This window comes from Nocardioides sp. 503 (assembly GCF_004522095.1).
In the GTDB taxonomy this organism is placed as follows: domain Bacteria; phylum Actinomycetota; class Actinomycetes; order Propionibacteriales; family Nocardioidaceae; genus Nocardioides.
On sequence record NZ_SPUI01000003.1, the window covers coordinates 1,277,886 to 1,295,800 of the forward strand.

Genomic DNA, 17,915 nt, shown 5'->3' on the forward strand with positions numbered 1-17,915 from the left:
TCGGCACCGCTCAGGGGATGACGATGTTGAAGTCCTGGTCGTAGGGCGCCAGCTCCGTGGTGTCGGCGTCGGGGAAGGTGCGCCGGAGCGTGACCACCCCGAACGCCGGCGCGACACACGAGTCGGACGTCTCCACCATCGCCTGGCTGCCGTTGGTCACGGGCTGGCTGGCCGACGTGGAGAAGTTGAGCGACAGCATCGCCACGCGGTCCGCCGAGCTCACGCCCGGCACCGTGACGCAGTAGAAGCCGGTCCCCTCATGGGCGACGGTGATCCCGCCGGACTGCTTGGTGACCTCGGTGTCGTGGACGTAGGCGTAGGCACGTGCCACCCCGGGGCGACCGGGAGCGCCGGGTGCCCCCGTCCGGCCCTTCAGCTGCGTGACGGTGGCGGGCGCGAGGTCCTTGGTCCGCAGGCTCTTGTTCCTCACGTCGGCGCTGGCCACGGTGTTGTCCTTGATCTGGGCGCCGGTGACCATGGTGCCGGCGACGGCCCCGCCGCCCGCGGAGAGCAGGAGGGCTCCGGCCGCGAGGGCGAGGGTCAGCGTGGTGGGCCGGATGCGGGTGGTGGGGGTCGCGGTGCCTCGTGTCTGCGTCATGCCGAGGACGCTACGAGCGCCCACTTCGAGTCTCCTTCGGGTTTCCTTTCGCTCGCGTCGCCCGTCCCGGGTCCTACGCTGGGCCGATGACGGCCCCGGGGCGCGAGCGATCCCTCGCCCGGCTGCTCGATGCCGTGGTGGACGGCTCGGTCAGCGGGTGGACCTGCGAGCTCGTCGCCGGTGACGACCCGGCCTGGGACGCGAGTCTGCGGGTGCTGGCGCTCGTCCTGCTCGGCCGCTGGGACCACGCCTCGGAACTGGCGCACTCGCTGCCGCCCGTCGACCCGGACGACGGCGACGCCTGGTGGCTGCGCCTCGCCGTGACCGCCTGGGCGGTCTCCGGTGACCCGCGCCCCGGCTCGGACTCGGTGCTCGTGGCCCTGGACGGCACGCTGCTCGGGAGCGTGCCGGGAGCGCGCCTCCCGGACCCGACCACCGCGCTGGGCCGCTTCGGCGCCTCCGTCCTGGCCGAGGCCCTGCTGGCTCACGCCCGCCTGGACCTCGCCCGAGCCCTGGTCGACCGGCTCGGACCGCCGCTGTGGGAGCCGCTGGTGCTCGAGGGCCGGCTGCATGCCTTCGGCTCCGTGGTCGCCGCGTGCCGGGTCCGGCTGCTCGCGTTCCGCGGCGACATCGACGCGGCCGGGGCGGCGCACCGCGAGGCGCCCGCGGCGTCGCCGGGTCCGGTCGCCGCGCTCCAGGCCGCCACCGGGTGCCTCGTGCGCGGCAACGACGCCCAGCCGTCCGACGTACGCCGCCTGGTCGGCGAGGTCGACCGCTGGGCACCGGAGCCGGCCGACCTGCTGGGGCGCGGCGCGCAGATGCTGGTGGCGTTCGGGCTGATCGCCGTGGGCGACGTCGCGGAGTCGGCCCGACGGGTCCTGGCGGCCGGGGGCGACCCGGACCTCTCGGCCCTCAACGTGATCGACCGGGCCCTCGGGCTGGAGCTGCTGGTGGCGCTCGCCGTCGCCGAGGAGGACCTCGACGCGGCCCAGGCGTGGGCCGCGCGGGCGCTGCCGCTGCTGGCCTCGCCGATCGCGGACTCCACAGTCAGCCGGCTGCTGAGCCGGGTCGCCCTGCTCGACGACCGGGTGGAGGAGGCGGTGGCCTGGGCCGAGCGGGCCGTGGCCCGGGCGCGCGCGGCCGACCGGATGATCGAGTACGCCGAGGGCGAGATCGTGCTCTCCCGCGCGCGGCTGCGTCGCACCGGTGGCGCCGGCTCAGCGGCCGCGGTGCGGGCGCTCGAGCGGATGGTCGCCGAGGCCGAGCGCACCGGGCACCGGGCGGCGCGCCGCTCGGCGGCGCGCGAGCTGCGACCGATCGGGCGGCGGCTGAGGCCGACGTCCGGCAGCGCCTGGGCCGGCCTCACCGCCCGCGAGGCCGACGTCGCCCGGCTCGTCGCCGAGGGCGCGAGCAACCGCGAGGTCGCCACCCGCCTGCACCTGTCCGAGCACACGGTCCGGGTCCACGTCTCCCGGGTCCTCGCGGCGTTCGGGGTGGCGACCCGCTCCGCGCTGCCCGGCGCGATCGGGGCCGCGCCCACCGCGGCGGCGTACCCCTCGCTGACGCCGCGGCAGCGCGAGGTGGCGGCCCTCGTGGCGCGCGGCCTGTCCAACCGCGAGATCGCCGACGGCCTCGGGCTGAGCCCGCGAACGGTCGAGCGGCACGTCGCGGACGTCCTCACCCGGTGGGACCTGACCGGGCGCACGGCCATCGCGAGGGTGGTCGGCGCCCCGCCGCCCTGACCGTCAGGGGACGAGGATCGTGAAGCCCTGGTTGGCGTTCTCGAGCACCGTGGTGTTGGCGCTGGGGAAGGTGCGGATGAACGTGCGGACGCCGAAGGTGCCCTGGGGGCAGGCCAGCGTCGCCACCTCGATCGCTCCCTGGGGCGCGTTGGGCTCGGTGCTCGTCGAGGAGTGCGCGTAGTCGAGCGAGACCACCGCCGGGCTCTCGAGCGGGTCCACGCCCGGCACGGTCAGGCAGAAGGTGCCGGTGAACGGGTTGGTGACGGTGATGCCCCCGGACTGGCGGTCGATGTTGGCGCCGACGACGTGCGCGTAGCCGCGGACCGTGCCGGGGGCGCCGGGCTGGCCCTTCGGCCCCTGCTGGCCGCGGAGCCGGGCGACGGCCTTCGGCGCCAGGTCGGCGGTGCGCAGGCTCCGGTCCTTGACGTCGGCCGAGGTCACGGTGCCGTTCTTGATCTGGGCGCCGGTGATCATCGTGCCCGCGACCGCACCGCCGGTGGCGGTGAGCACCAGGGCGCCGGCCGCGACGGCCAGCGTCAGTCCGGTGGGCAGGGTGGGACGGAGACGGAGACGGAGACGGAGGCGGGGGCGGGAGGGCGTCGAGGCGCCGCGCGGGGTGGTCATGACGCGGACGCTAGGAGGGCCGGCTTCGGGTTGCCTTCGGGATTCCTTCCAACGTCTTTGTAAGCGTGTAATCATGTAAGCATGAGCAACGCGACGACGGAGCGGGTGCGGGGCTGGTTCACCGGCCGGCTGCCCGCGCAGTGGCAGGACCAGGCCCCCGAGGTGGCGGTCGACCGCGAGGAGGTCACGGTGGTCCTCACCCTGGCCGACGTGGCCGGGGGCTCGTCCGAGATCGAGCGGTCCGAGGCCCGCGCCGGGAGGGCGCGGGCCTTCCGCGAGGAGACCCGCGAGGAGCGCATGGCGATCGCCCGCGAGGCGGAGCACCGCTTCGAGCGCACGGTGTCGTGGGGCGTCCGGGTGGGCGAGCGCGAGGAGCTGTGGACCCACGTCTCGGCGCCGGTGATGACCCGCCTGCGCCAGCCCCAGCGCCGGGTGCTCGACACGCTGGTGGAGTCGGGCGTCGCCCGGTCGCGGTCCGAGGCGCTCGCGTGGTGCGTGCGCCTGGTCGGCCAGCACGAGGCCGACTGGCTCGCCGAGCTGCGGGACGCGATGACGCACGTGGACGACGTACGCGCCCAGGGCCCCACCGCCTGACGACTCGCCGCACACCGGACGGGTGTCCCTGCACCCCCGCGCTACCGCAGCGCGGCCTCGCGCACGGGCTCGCCGGCCGCCGCGGTGGGCGCGACGTCGTCGTGCAGGTCACGGCCCCGGGTCTCGGGTAGCAGCGCCGCGCACGCCAGGCTGATCAGCGCGACGACGACGTTGTAGCCGGCCACCAGCCAGAGGGTGCCGTCGCCCTTGGTCACGAGCCAGGCGGCGATCAGCGGGGTCAGCCCCGAGGCGAGGACGCCGGAGACCTGGTAGAGCGTGCTGAGGGCGGAGTAGCGGTAGCGGGTGTCGAACAGCTCGCTCCAGAACGCCGCCAGCGGGCCGTAGACGATGCCGTAGACGACCCCGAGCCCGCCGATGAACGTCACGGCGATGCCGAGGGTGGTCCCGCCCTGGACCAGCCAGGCCGCCGGGAACGCGAACAGCAGGGCGATCACGACGCCGGTGTTGTAGACGCGCTTGCGGCCGAAGGTGTCGCTCAGCCGGCCGGAGGCCAGCACCAGCGCGACGCCGAGCAGCGCGCCGACCATGATCGCGTTGAGGGCGGTGGACTTGGGGATGCCGACGTTCTTGACGGTGTAGGCCAGCAGGTAGACCGAGAACAGGTTGAACGTGAAGCCCTCGATGAAGCGGGTGCCCATCCCCAGCAGCAGGGTGCGCGGCTGGCGGCGGACGAGCTCGGCCACCGGGTTGGGGGAGATCTCCTTGGTCGCCTGCACCACCTGGAAGGCCGGCGTCTCCATCACCGACAGCCGGATCCACGCGCCGATCGCGAGCAGCACGATGCTCACCAGGAAGCACGCCCGCCAGCCCCACGCCAGGAACGCCTCGTCGGGCAGCTGGCTGGCGAGGGCGAAGGCGCCCGAGGCCAGGAACAGCCCGCCCGGCACGCCGATGTGGGCGAAGCTGCCGAAGAAGCCGCGTCGCTCCGCCGGGGCGAACTCGACGGCGAGCAGCACGGCGCCGCCGTACTCGCCGCCCACGCCGATGCCCTGCAGGATGCGGAGCACCACGAGAAGGACGGGCGCCCAGACGCCGATCTCGTCGTACGTCGGCAGCAGCCCGATCGCCGCGGTGCCGGCGCCCATGATGAGCAGCGTCCAGATCAGCATCGTCTTGCGGCCGATCCGGTCGCCGAAGTGGCCGAAGATCAGCCCGCCGATCGGGCGCGCCACGAACCCGACGGCGAAGGTCCCGAACGCCGCGAACTGTGCCGCCGGCCCGTCGAGACCGTTGAAGAAGAGCTGGTCGAAGACCAGGCCGGCGGCGGTGCCGTAGAGGAAGAAGTCGTACCACTCGATCGTGGCGCCGACGGCGGAGGCGGCGGCGACCTTGCGCGGCGAGCTGGCGGCGGTCCCGTCCGGGAGGGTGGGCGCGGTGGTCATGGGAGTCCCCTCGAGAGATGTCCTGGTCAAAACCCGACAAAGACTAGTGCAATTGTGTTATATGGGGAAGCGAGCCTGTCGGAGTCCACTGGTAGACATGCGGTCATGAGCTCCACCGACGTCGTGACCGGCGACCGCCAGGCGGTGCGCGAGAGCGCCGAGGCGCACCTGCGCGCGCTGGTCGGGCGCGACGACGTGACGCTGCGCGAGGACCAGTGGACCGCCATCGAGGCGCTCGCCGTGGACAAGCGCCGTGCGCTCGTCGTGCAGCGCACCGGTTGGGGCAAGTCGGCGGTCTACTTCGTGGCGACCCTGCTGCTGCGGGCGCAGGGGGCGGGCCCGACCGTCATCGTGTCGCCGCTGCTGGCCCTGATGCGCAACCAGATCGCCGCCGCCGAGCGCGCCGGCATCCGCGCGGTCACCATCAACTCCACCAACCTCGACGACTGGGAGTCCACCCACGACGCCATCCGCGCCGGGGAGGTCGACGTGCTGCTGGTGAGCCCCGAGCGGCTCAACAACCCCGGCTTCCGCGACGAGGTGCTGCCGCGGCTGGCCGCGACGTGCGGGCTGCTGGTGGTCGACGAGGCCCACTGCATCTCCGACTGGGGCCACGACTTCCGGCCCGACTACCGCCGCATCCGCACCCTCCTGGACGACCTGCCGCCGGGCATCCCCGTGCTGGCGACCACCGCGACCGCCAACGCCCGGGTCACCTCCGACGTCGGCGAGCAGCTCGGTGAGGGCGTCCTGGTGCTCCGCGGCACGCTCGACCGGGAGTCGCTGCGGCTCGGCGTGGTCCACCTCAAGACCGCCCAGCAGCGCCTCGCCTGGCTGGCCGACCACCTCGCCGAGCAGCCCGGCTCCGGCATCGTCTACTGCCTCACGGTCGCGGCCACCCAGGAGGTCGCCGACTACCTCCGCTCGCGCGGCCACGACGTCGCCGCCTACTCCGGGCAGACCGAGCAGACCGAGCGCCTCGCGCTCGAGGCCGACCTGATCGCCGGCCGGGTCAAGGCGCTCGTCGCCACCAGCGCGCTCGGCATGGGCTTCGACGCGACGCTCGGGTTCGTCGTCAACCTCGGCGCCCCCTCGTCCCCGGTCGCCTACTACCAGCAGGTCGGCCGTGCCGGCCGCGGACTGGCCAAGGACGGGGACAGCGCGACCGTGGTGCTGCTGCCCGCGATCGAGGACCGCGACATCTGGGCCTACTTCGCCTCGCTGGCCTTCCCCCGCGAGGAGCTCGTCCGCCGCACGTTGGAGGTCCTCGCCCAGGAGGGCCGCCCGCTGAGCACCGCCGCGCTGGAGACCCACGTCGAGCTCAACCGCAACCGGCTCGAGACGATGCTCAAGGTGCTCGACGTCGACGGCGCCGTACGCCGGGTGCGCGGCGGGTGGGAGTCCACGGGGCAGCCGTGGTCCTACGACGAGGAGCGCTACCGCCGCGTCGCCGAGGCTCGCGAGCGCGAGCAGCAGGCGATGGTCGACTACCTGCGCACCACCGAGTGCCGGATGTGGTTCCTGCGCGACCAGCTCGACGACCCGCAGGCCGAGCCGTGCGGCCGCTGCGACAACTGCGGCGGTCTCGCGCTGTCGCTCGACGTCTCCAGCGCCGCCGTCGCCGAGGCGGAGGAGCGGCTCTCGCGTCCCGGCGTGGTCGTGGAGCCGCGCAAGATGTGGCCCACCGGCCTGGCCTCGATGGGCATCGACCTCAAGGGCAAGATCTCCGCCGGCGCCTCCGAGGGTCGCGCGGTCGCCCGGCTCACCGACCTGGGCTTCGGCCAGGCCCTCCGGGAGCTGTTCCGCCCCGGCGCCGGCGACGGACCGGTCCCCGTGCCGCTGGTCCAGGCCGTCGTGGCGGTCCTCGGCGACTGGCGCCCGCACGTCGAGGCGATCGCCGTCGTGGAGTCCGCGACGCGCCCCACGCTCACCGCCGACCTGGCCGACGGGCTCTCGCGCTACCTCAAGGTGCCGGTCGTGGCCCGCTACGCGATCGTCGACCCCGACGTCGCGCCCGGGCAGGGCGCGATGAACTCCGCCCAGCGGGTCGCGGCGGTCGGTCGCCGCTACGCGCTCCAGGGCGACGTGCCCGCGGGGCCGGTGCTGCTGGTCGACGACCTCGTCGTCACCGGCTGGACGCTCACCCGGGCCGCCCACGCGCTGCGCGAGGCGGGCGCCTCCGAGGTGCTGCCGCTGACGTTGGCCGTCCAGAGCTGACCGCGCCACGCCGCGCTGATCTGGGACTTCCGGTGAGGCCGCCCGACCGACCTTAGGGTGCCCGCATGACCCAGGCACCGCCTCCCGGCCCCCCGACCGGCCCGTCCAGCGCCCCGCTGGCACCCCCGACGCCACCGACCTCAGGGGTGTCGCGCCTCGTCGACGACTTCCGGCCGCTCGTCTCGGTCGGCGTCGGCCTCCTGGCGACCGCGGTGGTGCTCTCCACGGCCTACTCGCGCGCCGACGGCGACCTCGACTGGTCCAACTACGCCGTCGGGCTGCTCGCGACCCTCGGTCTCCTCGGCATCGCGGCCGTCGCCCTCGTGACCGCGCGGGCCGCCGACCCGATGACCGACCTGGTCGCCTGGCCGGGCGCCTTCGGGGCCGGCAGCGTCGGGCTGATGATCGCCGTCGCGATGGACGGCGGCGAGGCCACGGCGTACGTCGGCGGGCTGGCCGTGGTCGCCCTCTCGCTGGTGGGCCTGCTCCTCACCGGTCGCGGGCCGTTCGTCGTGACCGCGGTGCTGGGCCTCTACGTCACCTACGCCAAGGTGCTCGACGACGTGATCAGCGTCCCCGACGACGCCTCCGAGGAGGTCGGGGCGATCTCGATCGCGCTGGGGCTGGCGCTGTTCGCGGTCATCGTCACCGTCGCGGGCTGGGTGCGCGCCGACACGCGCGTGCTCGCCGGTGCGGTGTCCGGCGCCCTCACCGTCGTGGGCTTCGCCGGCCTGACCGGCGTCCTGGTCGTGGCGCAGGCCCTCGCGCCGCTCATGTCCATGAGGTTCGACGAGGACATGATGCCGAGCGAGCCGCCGCGGTTCGACGGCTACGACGACGACACCTGGGTGATCCTGGGCCTCTCCCTGCTGCTGATGGTGGGCTGGGCGGTCTGCGCGGCGCTGACCGGCCACGTGGTCTACCGGATCCTGGTCGTGGCGATCGCGGTGTCGGTGACGCCACTGGCGACCGCGGTGCTGTCGGTCGAGCACCCCTCCTGGTGGGGCCTGGCCGTGGGTGCGGTGGGCGGCGCGCTGCTCGTGCTGGCCACGGTGCGCACGGTGGGGACCAGCCGACGGCGGTCCCTGGACGTCAACTAGAACGCGTTCTAGTCTGCGGGGCATGACACCCCTGCGCGTGGTCCAGTGGACGACCGGCAACATCGGACGGCGCTCGCTGCACGCGATCCTCGGCCGCGACGACCTGGAGCTGGTCGGGGTCTACGCCCACGGCGCGGACAAGGTGGGCGTCGACGCGGCCGAGCTCTGCGGCTGGCCGGACCCGACCGGCGTGCTCGCGACCGACGACGTCGCCGCGCTGCTGGCGCTGAAGCCCGACGCGTGCTGCTACAACCCGCTCTGGCCCAGCATCGACCACCTGGTCGCGCTGCTGGAGCAGGGCGTCAACGTCTGCTCGAGCGCGGCCTGGATCACCGGCGGCAAGCAGTCGCCCGAGGACCTCGCCCGGATCCGCGCCGCGTGCGAGGCCGGCGGGTCGACGATCTTCGGCAGCGGCGCCCACCCCGGCATGACCAACCTGGTGGGGATGGTGCTCAGCGGCTCGTGCGAGCGGGTCGACGAGATCCGGATCACCGAGTCGGTCGACTGCTCGACGTACGAGTCGGCGGGAACGCAGCGGGCAATGGGCTTCTCGCAGTCACCCGACACCCCCGGCCTCGCCGAGAGCGTGCGGCTCGAGAGCGAGGTGTTCGCGGAGTCCGCGGCGATGATGGCCGACGCGCTCGGCGTCACCCTGGACCGGATGAGCTTCGACGTGGAGTTCACCGCGGCGACCGGCGACACCGACCTCGGCTTCATGACGATCCCGGAGGGCACGGTCGCCGGCGTCCTGGGCTACCACCGCGGCTGGGTGGGCGAGCGCAACGTCGTCAGCGTGGGCTTCAACTGGACGATGGGCGACCACGTCGTCCCGCCCAAGCCGCTCGCCCACGGCCACGTCATCCAGGTCTTCGGCCTGCCCAACATGCGCACGGTGATCCACTGCCTGCCCCCCGCCGACTGGAAAGAGGAGGGCTTCATGGGCCTCGGCATGATCTACACCGCGATGCCCGTCACCAACGCCGTCCCCGCCGTGGTCGCCGCCGCCCCCGGCATCAAGACCCTCGCCGACCTCCCCCCGATCACGGGCCGGGTGCGGGTCTGATCCATGTAACACGTCGTCCACGTCTCTTCCATCCCGTTGCAGCGGGCTGAAAGAACCGTGGACAACGTGTTACATGCAGTGCGGCGCGCTCAGTGGCCGACGAGCGCGGTCGGGTCGACGGGGGCGGCGGACCTGCGGCGGGGGAGGAGGAACGCCGGCACGAGGACCAGCGCGACCATGACCGTGGCGACGACGAAGACCGTGGCGAAGGAGTCGGCCAGGCCGGCGACGTAGCGGGCGGGGTCCTCGGCCGGGGAGACGCCGATGTCGAGGATGCCGTTGGTGAGCAGCACGGCGAAGACCGCCGTCCCGATGGATGCGGCGACCTGCTGGACGATGTTCATCAGCGTCGAGCCGCGCGCGATCGTGTGCGGCTCCAGGGTCGCCAGCGCCGCGGACATGATCGGCATCATCGTGCCGCCCATGCCCAGGCCCATCACGAACAGCGCGCCGAGGATGAACGCGTACGACGTGTCGGCGGTGAGCTGGGTGAACATCGCCATGCCGATGGTGATGACCGCGATGCCGGTCATCACGATCTTGCCGGGGCCGATGCGGTCGGCGAGGATCCCCGCGACCGGCATGGTGAGCATCGCGCCGATGCCCTGAGGCGCCAGCAGGAGCCCGGCGCCCAGGGCGTCCTCGCCGCGGACCTGCTGGAAGTACAGCGGGAAGAGCAGGCTGGCGCCGAAGAACGCGATCGCGAACAGCGCCATCGCCAGGACCGCCACCGTCATGGTGCGGCTCTTGAAGAGGCGCAGGTCGATGAGCGGGTGGACGTTGCTGCGGTGCAGGGCCCACGGCACGAACGCCGCGATCAGCAGCGCGCCCACGACCGCGGGTGCCACGACCTCCGGCGTCCACACGGTGCCCTCGCTCTGCTTGGCCTCGGGGATCGACGAGACGCCGTAGAGGAACGCCGCCAGGCCGGGCGAGAGCAGCAGCATCCCGACCCAGTCGAAGGTCTCGGACGGCTCGACCTCGTCGGCCGGGAGCACCTTCCACGCGTAGACGAGCGCGACGATGCCGATGGGCAGGTTGATCAGGAAGATCCAGTGCCAGCTGGCGGAGTCGATCAGCGCGCCGCCGAGGATCGGGCCGAAGATCGGGCCGAGCAGCATCGGGATGCCGAGCACGGCCATGACGCGACCGACGCGCTCCGGCCCGGCGGCGCGGGTCAGGATGGTCATGCCCAGCGGCATCAGCATGCCGCCGCCCAGGCCCTGCAGCACGCGGAAGGCCACCAGCATCCCCAGCGAGGACGCCGCGGCGCACAGCACCGACCCGGCCGTGAACAGCACGACGGCGAGCAGGTAGAGCCGCTTGGTGCCGAACCGGTCGGCCGCCCACCCCGTGAGCGGGATGACGCTCGCCAGGGCCAGGGTGTAGCCGGTCATCGTCCAGGCGACCTCGGCCGACGTGGCGTCGAAGTCCCGCTGGAACGTCTCGAGCGCCACCGACACCACCGTGATGTCGAGGATGGACATGATCGCGCCGAGCACGACCACGCCGGCCACCATCAGGACGCGGCGGTCCAGCTTGTCGGTGGTGGGCGGGGCGGTCTCGGAGCTGGTCTCGGTACTCACCGCAGAATCCTAGGAGCCCTGCTCAGGCCCGCGCATCCGACTTTGGTCGGTCCCGGCCGTGGTGTCGGTCACGACCCCCGCTCACGACCAGGGGCGATCAGGACAGCTGCGACTCGATCGCTGTGACGAGCGCGGGGTCCTGCGGCTCGACGCCGGGGTTGAAGCGGGCCACGACCGAGCCGTCCGCGGCGAGCAGGAACTTCTCGAAGTTCCACTGCACGTCGCCGGTCTCGCCCTTCTCGTTGGGCACCTCGACCAGGGAGCGGTAGAGCTCGTGGCGCCCATCGCCGTTGACCTCGACCTTCTCGGTCATCGGGAAGCTCACGCCGTACGTCGCCGAGCAGAACTCCGCGATCTCCTCCGACGTCCCGGGCTCCTGGCCGCCGAACTGGTTGCACGGCACCCCGACGACGGTGAAGCCGCGCTCGCCGTAGGCCTGCTGCAGCTCCTCGAGGCCGGTGTACTGCGGTGTCAGCCCGCACTTGCTCGCCACGTTGACCAGCAGCGCCGGCCCGCCGCCGGTGAGGTCGCCCAGCGTGGCCGGGGAGCCGTCGAGGCGGGCGATGGGGGTGTCGAGGAGGCTCATGCCCCGACTCTAGGCGCCAGCAGGTCGGCGGCGGGCAGCTCCTCGACCTCCGGACGGGAGTCCCCGCCCAGCACCGCGAGACAGGCCACGTGGCCGGCCGGCGCCCCGTCCAGGCGGTGCAGCGAGACGCGGCGTACGACGTCGGGCCGCTCGGCCCAGCCGACCAGCCGGTACGGCGCCCGGTCGCCGCCGAGCTCGAGGCCGGCCATGGGCAGGCGCAGCCCGTCGCCCGTGGCCTTGAGGATCGCCTCCTTGGCCACCCAGCGCTCCGCGAACCCGCGGACGAAGACGGCCTCGTCGAGCCGGGACGGCCCGGTGAGTCGGCTGAGCTCGGCGCGCGTGAGGGCGTCGGCGGCGAGCGTCCTGGCGTCGTCCAGCCCCGCGAGCGGCTCGACGTCGACACCCACGGGCAGGTCGAGGGCCGCGGCGACGCCGACGGCGTCCCCCGCGTGCGTGACCGACAGCCGCAGCCGCGACCCGGGGCTGCGTGGCGGCCCGTGCGGTCCGCCGCACGTCGCGCAGCGGCGGTCGACGGGCACCTCCGCCGGCGGCACCCCGAGGTCGCGGCCGAGAGCGTGGCGCACCATCAGCGCCCCCAGCACGAACCGGCGCCGGTCGTCCTCGCGCCGGAACGCGGCCGCGCGCGAGCGCTCGACCGGGTCGAGGGGTCGCTCGTCGAGAAGGGCACCTCCCAGGCTCGCCCACCAGACGCGCACCGTCGTCACGATCGTCGGGCTCCGTCCACGGGGCCAGGCTGCCACGGGGTCCGCCGCAGGGGGGAACGACTTGTCCCTGCCAGGCGTTAGCGTCTGAGTCCCACCCCGCCACTGCTGAGGTCTGCGCTTGAGCTTCGTCCCTGTCACCGGGCCTGCGACCTTCCGCCCGGCCGACCCGCCCCGCGAGGGCGTGGTCGAGTTCAGCGACGACCGGCGCACGGTGGCCCTGCCGATCCGCGCGGCGCTGCCGGTGCTGACCAAGGCCCACGCACGCGAGGACGTGCACCCCAGCGTGGGGCTGCTCAGCGGCGCGGCCCTGCTGGGCCTGCGGCTGGTCGCGGCGGGCCGGTTCGAGCCGTCCGAGAGCGGACGCAGCTGGCGTGCCGGGCCGCTGGGGGCCGACGACACCGACCGGGTCGCGATGCTCGCCCGCTGGCGGTCCTACGACGACGTGGTGGGCGCCGACGCGGAGGCCCTGGTCCGGCAGGTGCTCGACGCGGTCACCGACGCGATGCCGCGCTCCGCCCCGCTCGCCACCGCCAGCCGCGCGCGCACCCCCAGCGCGGCGGGCGGCGCCGCGGGAGGCCGCTCCGAGCGCGGGTCCGACTTCGAGTCCCGGCTGCAGGCCCGCCTCGCGCGCCACCGGCGCACGGCCGACCTCGACCTGCCGCACCTCGTCACGATCTCGCTGCGCGTCGAGGCCGACGAGGAGGAGCTGGTCGCGGGGGCGGTGCGCCTGGTGCTGCAGGTCGCCGACGAGCAGAACCCCCTCCACCTCTGCGACGCCGTCGCGCTCTTCACCGAGCACGGCCGCGACGCGACCCACGGCTTCGGTGAGCGGGCGCGCACGCACGCACTGATCGCGCTGCGCGCGGCCGCCGACGCCTGGCCGGTGCTGGACCGCCTGCTCGCCCTGCGCGTGCCCGACCAGATCACCCTCGACGCCGACGAGCTGGTCAGCCTGCTGGAGCACGGCGTCGGCGCCCTCAAGGACCGCGGCGTCGACGTGCTCTGGCCGCGCAGCCTGGGCCGCGACCTGACCGCGACGGCGGTGCTCGACCGGGCGCCGAGCGGCCCGCGCGAGGAGCCGCTGCAGCAGGGGCTGCTGTCGACGGAGGCGATGTTCTCCTTCAAGTGGCAGCTGGCGCTGCACGGGGAGCCGCTCAGCTCCGAGGAGATGGACCTCCTGGCCAACGCCGCCGCCCCGGTCCTCAAGCTGCGCGGCAGCTGGACCGTCGTCGACCCGGCGATGGCCAAGCGGGCGCGCAAGCGGCTGGTCCGCACGGTCAAGCCGGTGCAGGCGGTCGCGGCCGCGCTCACCGGCGTCGTACAGCTGGAGCCGGCCGACGGGGGCGGCTCGGCCACCGAGACCCAGGTGGTGGTCGGCGCCTCGCTGCTCCAGGTGCGCGACCAGCTGCTCAACGCCGCCACCCGCGACCCGGTCGAGGTGCCGGTCGCCCTGGAGGCGACCCTGCGCGACTACCAGCGCCACGGCCTCACCTGGCTCGCCGACCTCACCGAGCTCGGCCTGGGCGCCTGCCTGGCCGACGACATGGGCCTGGGCAAGACCATCACCCTGATCGCGCTGCACCTGCACCGCCGCGCCGCCGGCGCGACCGGCCCGACGCTCGTCGTCTGCCCCGCCAGCCTCCTGGGCAACTGGGAGGCCGAGGTCGCGCGGTTCGCCCCCGGCACGCTGACGCGTCGCTTCCACGGCAACCAGCGCTCGCTCGAGGGGCTGACCGGCCCGGGCGGCGAGGGCGGGTTCGTGCTGACCACCTACGGGACGATGCGCGTCGACCACGCCGCGCTCGCCGGGGTCGGCTGGGACCTGGTGGTCGCCGACGAGGCCCAGCACGTCAAGAACCCCCAGTCCTCCACCGCCCGCGCGCTGCGCGCGATCCCGAGCCGGGCCCGCGTGGCCCTGACCGGCACCCCCGTCGAGAACAACCTGACCGAGCTGTGGGCGATCCTCGACTGGGCCACCCCCGGCCTGCTCGGCAGCCGCAACGCCTTCCGCAAGGTGTGGGCGGGCCCGATCGAGTCCGGGCTCGAGCCGACCAAGGCGCGTCAGTTCGCCGACCTCATCGAGCCGTTCCTGCTGCGGCGGCGCAAGTCCGACCCCGGCATCGCACCCGAGCTGCCGCCCAAGACCGAGACGGACCACCCGCTGGGGCTCACCCAGGAGCAGGTGGTCCTCTACGAGGCGTTCGTGCGCGACTCCATGGAGCGCATCGAGCGCGCCGACGAGGAGACCCGCCGCGGGCTGGTGCTCGCGCTGCTCACCGGGCTCAAGCAGATCTGCAACCACCCGGCCCACTTCCTCAAGCAGTCGAGCGGCCGGCTCGCCGGCCGCTCGGAGAAGCTCGACCTGCTCGACGAGCTGCTCGGCACCGTCCTGGTCGAGGACGGCGCCGTGCTGATCTTCACCCAGTACGTTGCCATGGCACGTCTGCTGGAGACCCACCTCGCGAAGGCGGGGGTCCCCCACCAGTTCCTCCACGGAGGCACCCCGGTCCGCGAGCGGGAGGCGATGGTCACCCGCTTCCAGGCCGGCGAGGTGCCGGTCTTCCTGCTGTCGCTCAAGGCCGGCGGCACCGGCCTCAACCTCACCCGCGCCGACCACGTCGTCCACGTCGACCGCTGGTGGAACCCCGCCGTCGAGGAGCAGGCCACCGACCGCGCCTACCGGATCGGCCAGACCCGGCCGGTGCAGGTGCACCGGATGATCACCCAGGGCACGATCGAGGAGAAGATCGCCGAGCTGCTCACCCGCAAGCGGTCGCTGGCCGACTCCGTCCTCGGCCGCGGCGAGGCGGCCCTGACCGAGCTGGGCAACGACGAGCTGCGCGACCTGGTCACGCTGCGGCGTACCTGATGGGTCCCCCATGACGACCGAGGTCGACCGCCGCGTCGTCCACGCCCGGCTCGCGCCGCGGCGCAGCGCGGCACGGGCCACCCGCTGGTGGGGCAAGGCGTGGGTGCGCGCGGTCGAGGAGGCCGCCTACACCGAGACCGACCTGCGCGCCGCGCGTGGCCTGGCGCGGGCCGGCCGGGTCGGCGGCATCACCGTCGGCGTCGGCGAGCTGGTCGCGAGCGTCGAGGACGAGGGCGGCCTCGCGACGGTCTCCGGCACGCTGCCGGTCCTCGACGGCGCGAGCCGCGACGCGCTCGTCGAGACCGTGGCCGCCGAGTCCGGCCGGATCGCCGCCCTCCTGGCCGGTGACCTCCCGCACTCGCTCGTGGAGCACGCCGACCAGATGGGCGTCGAGCTGCTGCCCTACGGCGCCGAGCTCGCCACGTCCTGCACCTGCGACTTCTGGGCCGACCCCTGCCCCCACGCGCTGGCCGTCCTCTACCAGCTGACCTGGCTGATCGAGGCCGACCCGTTCGTCCTGCTCCACCTGCGCGGCCTCCCGCGCGAGGAGCTGCTCGCCGACCTGCACGCCCGCACCGTAACCGCCGACGAGCTCGCCGGCGACTCGTCGCCGGGCCGTGCCGACGACGTGGACACCGCCCTCGACGCCGCGGTCCGCGCCGCCCGCATCCTCGAGCTCGTCGACGACCCGGCGCGGCCGATCGACCACCTCTTCTGAGCCCTTGCCGAGCCAGTTCGTGGGCCGACGTCCGGGGCCATAAAATGCGGCGACACCGGCACGCGGAGCAGGGAGGATCTCGGGATGCCCACCGCCCTGATGCGCCATGCGCGCCCGCCGTCGCCGCTCGCCGGCCGGCTGGCCGGGCAGTCGCTGCTGTTCGCGCTCGGCGAGGGCACGTTCATGACGGGGTCGGCGGTCTTCTTCACCCAGATCGTGGGGCTCTCCGCCGCCCAGGTGGGGCTCGGGCTCACCATCGCGGGTGCCGCCGCGTTCCTCGCCGCCCTGCCGATGGGCAAGCTGGTCGACCGCTTCGGCCCCAAGCGGATGTGGGCGCTCAGCGCGACCGGCCAGGCCGCCATGTTCTCCTTCTGGCCGTTCATCACCGACTTCCGCGGCTACGTCCTGATGGCCGTCGGCATGGAGGTCATCGGCTCCCTCGGCGGCGCGGCCCACGGCGCCTACACGATCGGCGTGCTGCCGCCAGGCGAGCGGGTGCAGTCGCGCGCCTACATGTACTCCGCGCTCAACGTCGGGTTCACGCTCGGCTCCCTGCTGGGCGGCATCGCGCTCGCCTTCCACTCCAACACCCTGCTGCACGCGCTGCCGTGGTTCACCGCGGCGGTCTTCCTGGTCAACGCGGCCGCGATCATCCGGCTGCCCCGCGCGCCCCACGACGACCGCACCCCGGAGGACCGGAAGCTGAAGGTCCCGGGGCCGGGACCGCTGCGCAACCCCGGGTGGCTGCTCACCGAGTTCTTCGGCGGCGTCTTCTGGACCAACCAGGTGCTGCTCAACATCGTCATCCCGCTCTGGCTCGTGGAGGAGACCGACGCCCCGCGGGTGCTGCTGGCCTTCCTCTTCGGGACCAACACGGTGATGTGCATCTTCCTGCCCATGGCCGCCGCGCGGGGCGTCCGCGACGTGACCACCGCGCTGAAGGCGATCCGCATCTCGTCGTCCTTCTTCGTGGTCTCCTGCCTGATCACGCTGGCCACCCACGACACCGTCGGCTGGACCACCATCGCGCTGGTCTGGCTGGGACACGTCACGGTCACCGGGGCCGAGCTCTACCTCTCCGCGGCCAGCTGGGCCTTCGAGGCCGAGCTGATGGACCCGCGCCAGCGCGGCGCCTACCAGGGCGCCGGGGAGCTGACCTCCACGCTCGGGCGGGTGTGGGCGCCGGCCGTCTACACGTTCCTGGCCATGAACTGGGGCGCCGCGGGGTGGCTGGTCATCGCCGGCATCATCGTCGTCGCCACCGTGGGCATCCACCCCTCGACCCGGATGGCGCACCGCTTCCTCGAGCGGCACGTCCCCGCCGACGTGCTGGCCGAGGCCCGGGCGTCGGCCCCGGAGGCCGAGGAGGGGGCCGGTGCCGGTCCGCCGTCCCTCATCGACTCCGAGCCGCCCACCGCGGGGCCCGCCCGCTGAGCCGGACGCTCACCGAGGCAGCAGTGCGCGCAGCGCCATCGCGATCAGCAGGTCGTGCAGCGACGGGTCGGGCAGCGCGCCGGTGCGCGGGGTGGAGTTGATGAGGCCGAACGCCGCGTGCGCCATCGCCCGCGCGGCGGTGAGGTCCAGGCCGTCGTGCAGCAGCCGGAGCTGGTCGGCCCAGAGGTCGACGTAGGACCGCTGCAGGTCGCGCACCCGCGCCCGGGCGTCGAACGGGAGCGACTCCCAGTCGCGGTCCTGGACGATGATCAGGGCGCGGTGGCGCAGCGCGAAGTCCACGTGCCAGTCGACGAGACCGCGCAGCGCCTCCTCGGGGCCGCCCGCCGCGGCCACCCGCTCCCGCCCGACGTCCAGCAGTCGCACGCTGATGTCGACCAGCATCTCGGCCAGCACGGCGTCCTTGGACGCGAAGTGCTTGTAGAGCGCCGGTCCGGAGATGCCGCAGGCCGAGCCCAGGTCGGCGACCGAGACGCCGTGGAAGCCGCGTGCCGCGAACAGGTCGGCCGCCGTCGCCAGGATCTGCTCGCGCCGGGTCGGCGCCTCCTCGGTCGACGTGGTCACGGCCTCAGGTTAGCGGTCGCTAACGCGGTCACGGAGGAGGACATGGACGCCCAGGTTAATGATCGCTAACCTAG

At 73.7% G+C, this 17,915-nt stretch carries 15 protein-coding genes; 8 read left to right on the forward strand and 7 right to left on the reverse strand.

Annotated elements, in window-relative coordinates; all coding sequences use genetic code 11:
- Positions 1–10: 10 nt before the first annotated feature.
- Positions 11–598 carry a hypothetical protein gene (locus tag E4622_RS13220; protein ID WP_134740612.1) on the reverse strand — a complete coding sequence of 196 codons (588 nt, stop codon included), beginning with the start codon at positions 596–598 and terminating at the stop codon, positions 11–13.
- Between the two features lie 86 nt (positions 599–684).
- Between E4622_RS13220 and E4622_RS23170 the strand changes: the two genes are divergently transcribed.
- Positions 685–2,340 carry a helix-turn-helix transcriptional regulator gene (locus E4622_RS23170; RefSeq protein WP_134740613.1) on the forward strand — a complete coding sequence of 552 codons (1,656 nt, stop codon included), beginning with the start codon at positions 685–687 and terminating at the stop codon, positions 2,338–2,340.
- 3 nt (positions 2,341–2,343) lie between these two features.
- On the opposite strand, the gene E4622_RS13230 is transcribed toward E4622_RS23170, so the two are convergent.
- Positions 2,344–2,964 carry a hypothetical protein gene (locus tag E4622_RS13230; protein ID WP_134740614.1) on the reverse strand — a complete coding sequence of 207 codons (621 nt, stop codon included), beginning with the start codon at positions 2,962–2,964 and terminating at the stop codon, positions 2,344–2,346.
- 81 nt (positions 2,965–3,045) lie between these two features.
- On the opposite strand from E4622_RS13230, the gene E4622_RS13235 reads away from it, so the two are divergent.
- Complete coding sequence (locus tag E4622_RS13235) at positions 3,046–3,558, forward strand: hypothetical protein (RefSeq protein WP_134740615.1); 513 nt, start codon at positions 3,046–3,048, stop codon at positions 3,556–3,558.
- A gap of 41 nt (positions 3,559–3,599) precedes the next feature.
- Here the strand turns inward: E4622_RS13235 and E4622_RS13240 are convergent, their stop codons facing one another.
- Complete coding sequence (locus tag E4622_RS13240; protein WP_134740616.1) at positions 3,600–4,961, reverse strand: MFS transporter; 1,362 nt, start codon at positions 4,959–4,961, stop codon at positions 3,600–3,602.
- A gap of 105 nt (positions 4,962–5,066) precedes the next feature.
- Here E4622_RS13240 and E4622_RS13245 point away from each other — a divergent pair, with 105 nt between their 5' ends.
- The 3 genes from E4622_RS13245 (at position 5,067) to E4622_RS13255 (ending at position 9,341) form a co-directional block, all read left to right on the forward strand.
- Positions 5,067–7,178, forward strand: coding sequence for a DEAD/DEAH box helicase (locus E4622_RS13245; RefSeq protein WP_134740617.1), 2,112 nt, complete (start codon positions 5,067–5,069; stop codon positions 7,176–7,178).
- 65 nt (positions 7,179–7,243) lie between these two features.
- Positions 7,244–8,278, forward strand: coding sequence for a hypothetical protein (locus E4622_RS13250; protein WP_134740618.1), 1,035 nt, complete (start codon positions 7,244–7,246; stop codon positions 8,276–8,278).
- Positions 8,279–8,300: 22 nt separating this feature from the next.
- Complete coding sequence (locus tag E4622_RS13255) at positions 8,301–9,341, forward strand: dihydrodipicolinate reductase (protein WP_134740619.1); 1,041 nt, start codon at positions 8,301–8,303, stop codon at positions 9,339–9,341.
- Between the two features lie 89 nt (positions 9,342–9,430).
- Here E4622_RS13255 and E4622_RS13260 read toward each other — a convergent pair whose 3' ends face one another.
- The 3 genes from E4622_RS13260 to E4622_RS13270 all read right to left on the reverse strand — a co-directional run bounded on the left by E4622_RS13260 (position 9,431) and on the right by E4622_RS13270 (position 12,238).
- On the reverse strand, positions 9,431–10,927 hold the full coding sequence (locus tag E4622_RS13260; RefSeq protein WP_348537001.1) for a DHA2 family efflux MFS transporter permease subunit: 1,497 nt from the start codon (positions 10,925–10,927) through the stop codon (positions 9,431–9,433).
- Positions 10,928–11,024: 97 nt separating this feature from the next.
- Positions 11,025–11,513 carry a glutathione peroxidase gene (locus tag E4622_RS13265; RefSeq protein WP_134740620.1) on the reverse strand — a complete coding sequence of 163 codons (489 nt, stop codon included), beginning with the start codon at positions 11,511–11,513 and terminating at the stop codon, positions 11,025–11,027.
- Complete coding sequence (locus tag E4622_RS13270) at positions 11,510–12,238, reverse strand: 4'-phosphopantetheinyl transferase superfamily protein (protein ID WP_134740621.1); 729 nt, start codon at positions 12,236–12,238, stop codon at positions 11,510–11,512. Before E4622_RS13270 ends, E4622_RS13265 begins: the two co-directional genes overlap by 4 nt.
- Positions 12,239–12,356: 118 nt before the next feature.
- Between E4622_RS13270 and E4622_RS13275 the strand changes: the two genes are divergently transcribed.
- The 3 genes from E4622_RS13275 to E4622_RS13285 all read left to right on the forward strand — a co-directional run bounded on the left by E4622_RS13275 (position 12,357) and on the right by E4622_RS13285 (position 17,259).
- Positions 12,357–15,107, forward strand: coding sequence for a DEAD/DEAH box helicase (locus E4622_RS13275; RefSeq protein ID WP_134740622.1), 2,751 nt, complete (start codon positions 12,357–12,359; stop codon positions 15,105–15,107).
- 10 nt (positions 15,108–15,117) lie between these two features.
- Positions 15,118–15,825: an SWIM zinc finger family protein gene (locus tag E4622_RS13280; RefSeq protein WP_134740623.1), complete on the forward strand. Its 708-nt coding sequence runs from the start codon at positions 15,118–15,120 to the stop codon at positions 15,823–15,825.
- A gap of 84 nt (positions 15,826–15,909) precedes the next feature.
- Positions 15,910–17,259, forward strand: coding sequence for an MFS transporter (locus tag E4622_RS13285; RefSeq protein WP_134740624.1), 1,350 nt, complete (start codon positions 15,910–15,912; stop codon positions 17,257–17,259).
- A 9-nt stretch (positions 17,260–17,268) separates the two neighbouring features.
- Here E4622_RS13285 and E4622_RS13290 read toward each other — a convergent pair whose 3' ends face one another.
- The gene (locus E4622_RS13290) at positions 17,269–17,841 is read right to left on the reverse strand and encodes a TetR/AcrR family transcriptional regulator (protein ID WP_134740625.1); all 573 of its coding nucleotides are present in this window, start codon (positions 17,839–17,841) and stop codon (positions 17,269–17,271) included.
- Positions 17,842–17,915 lie beyond the last annotated feature (74 nt).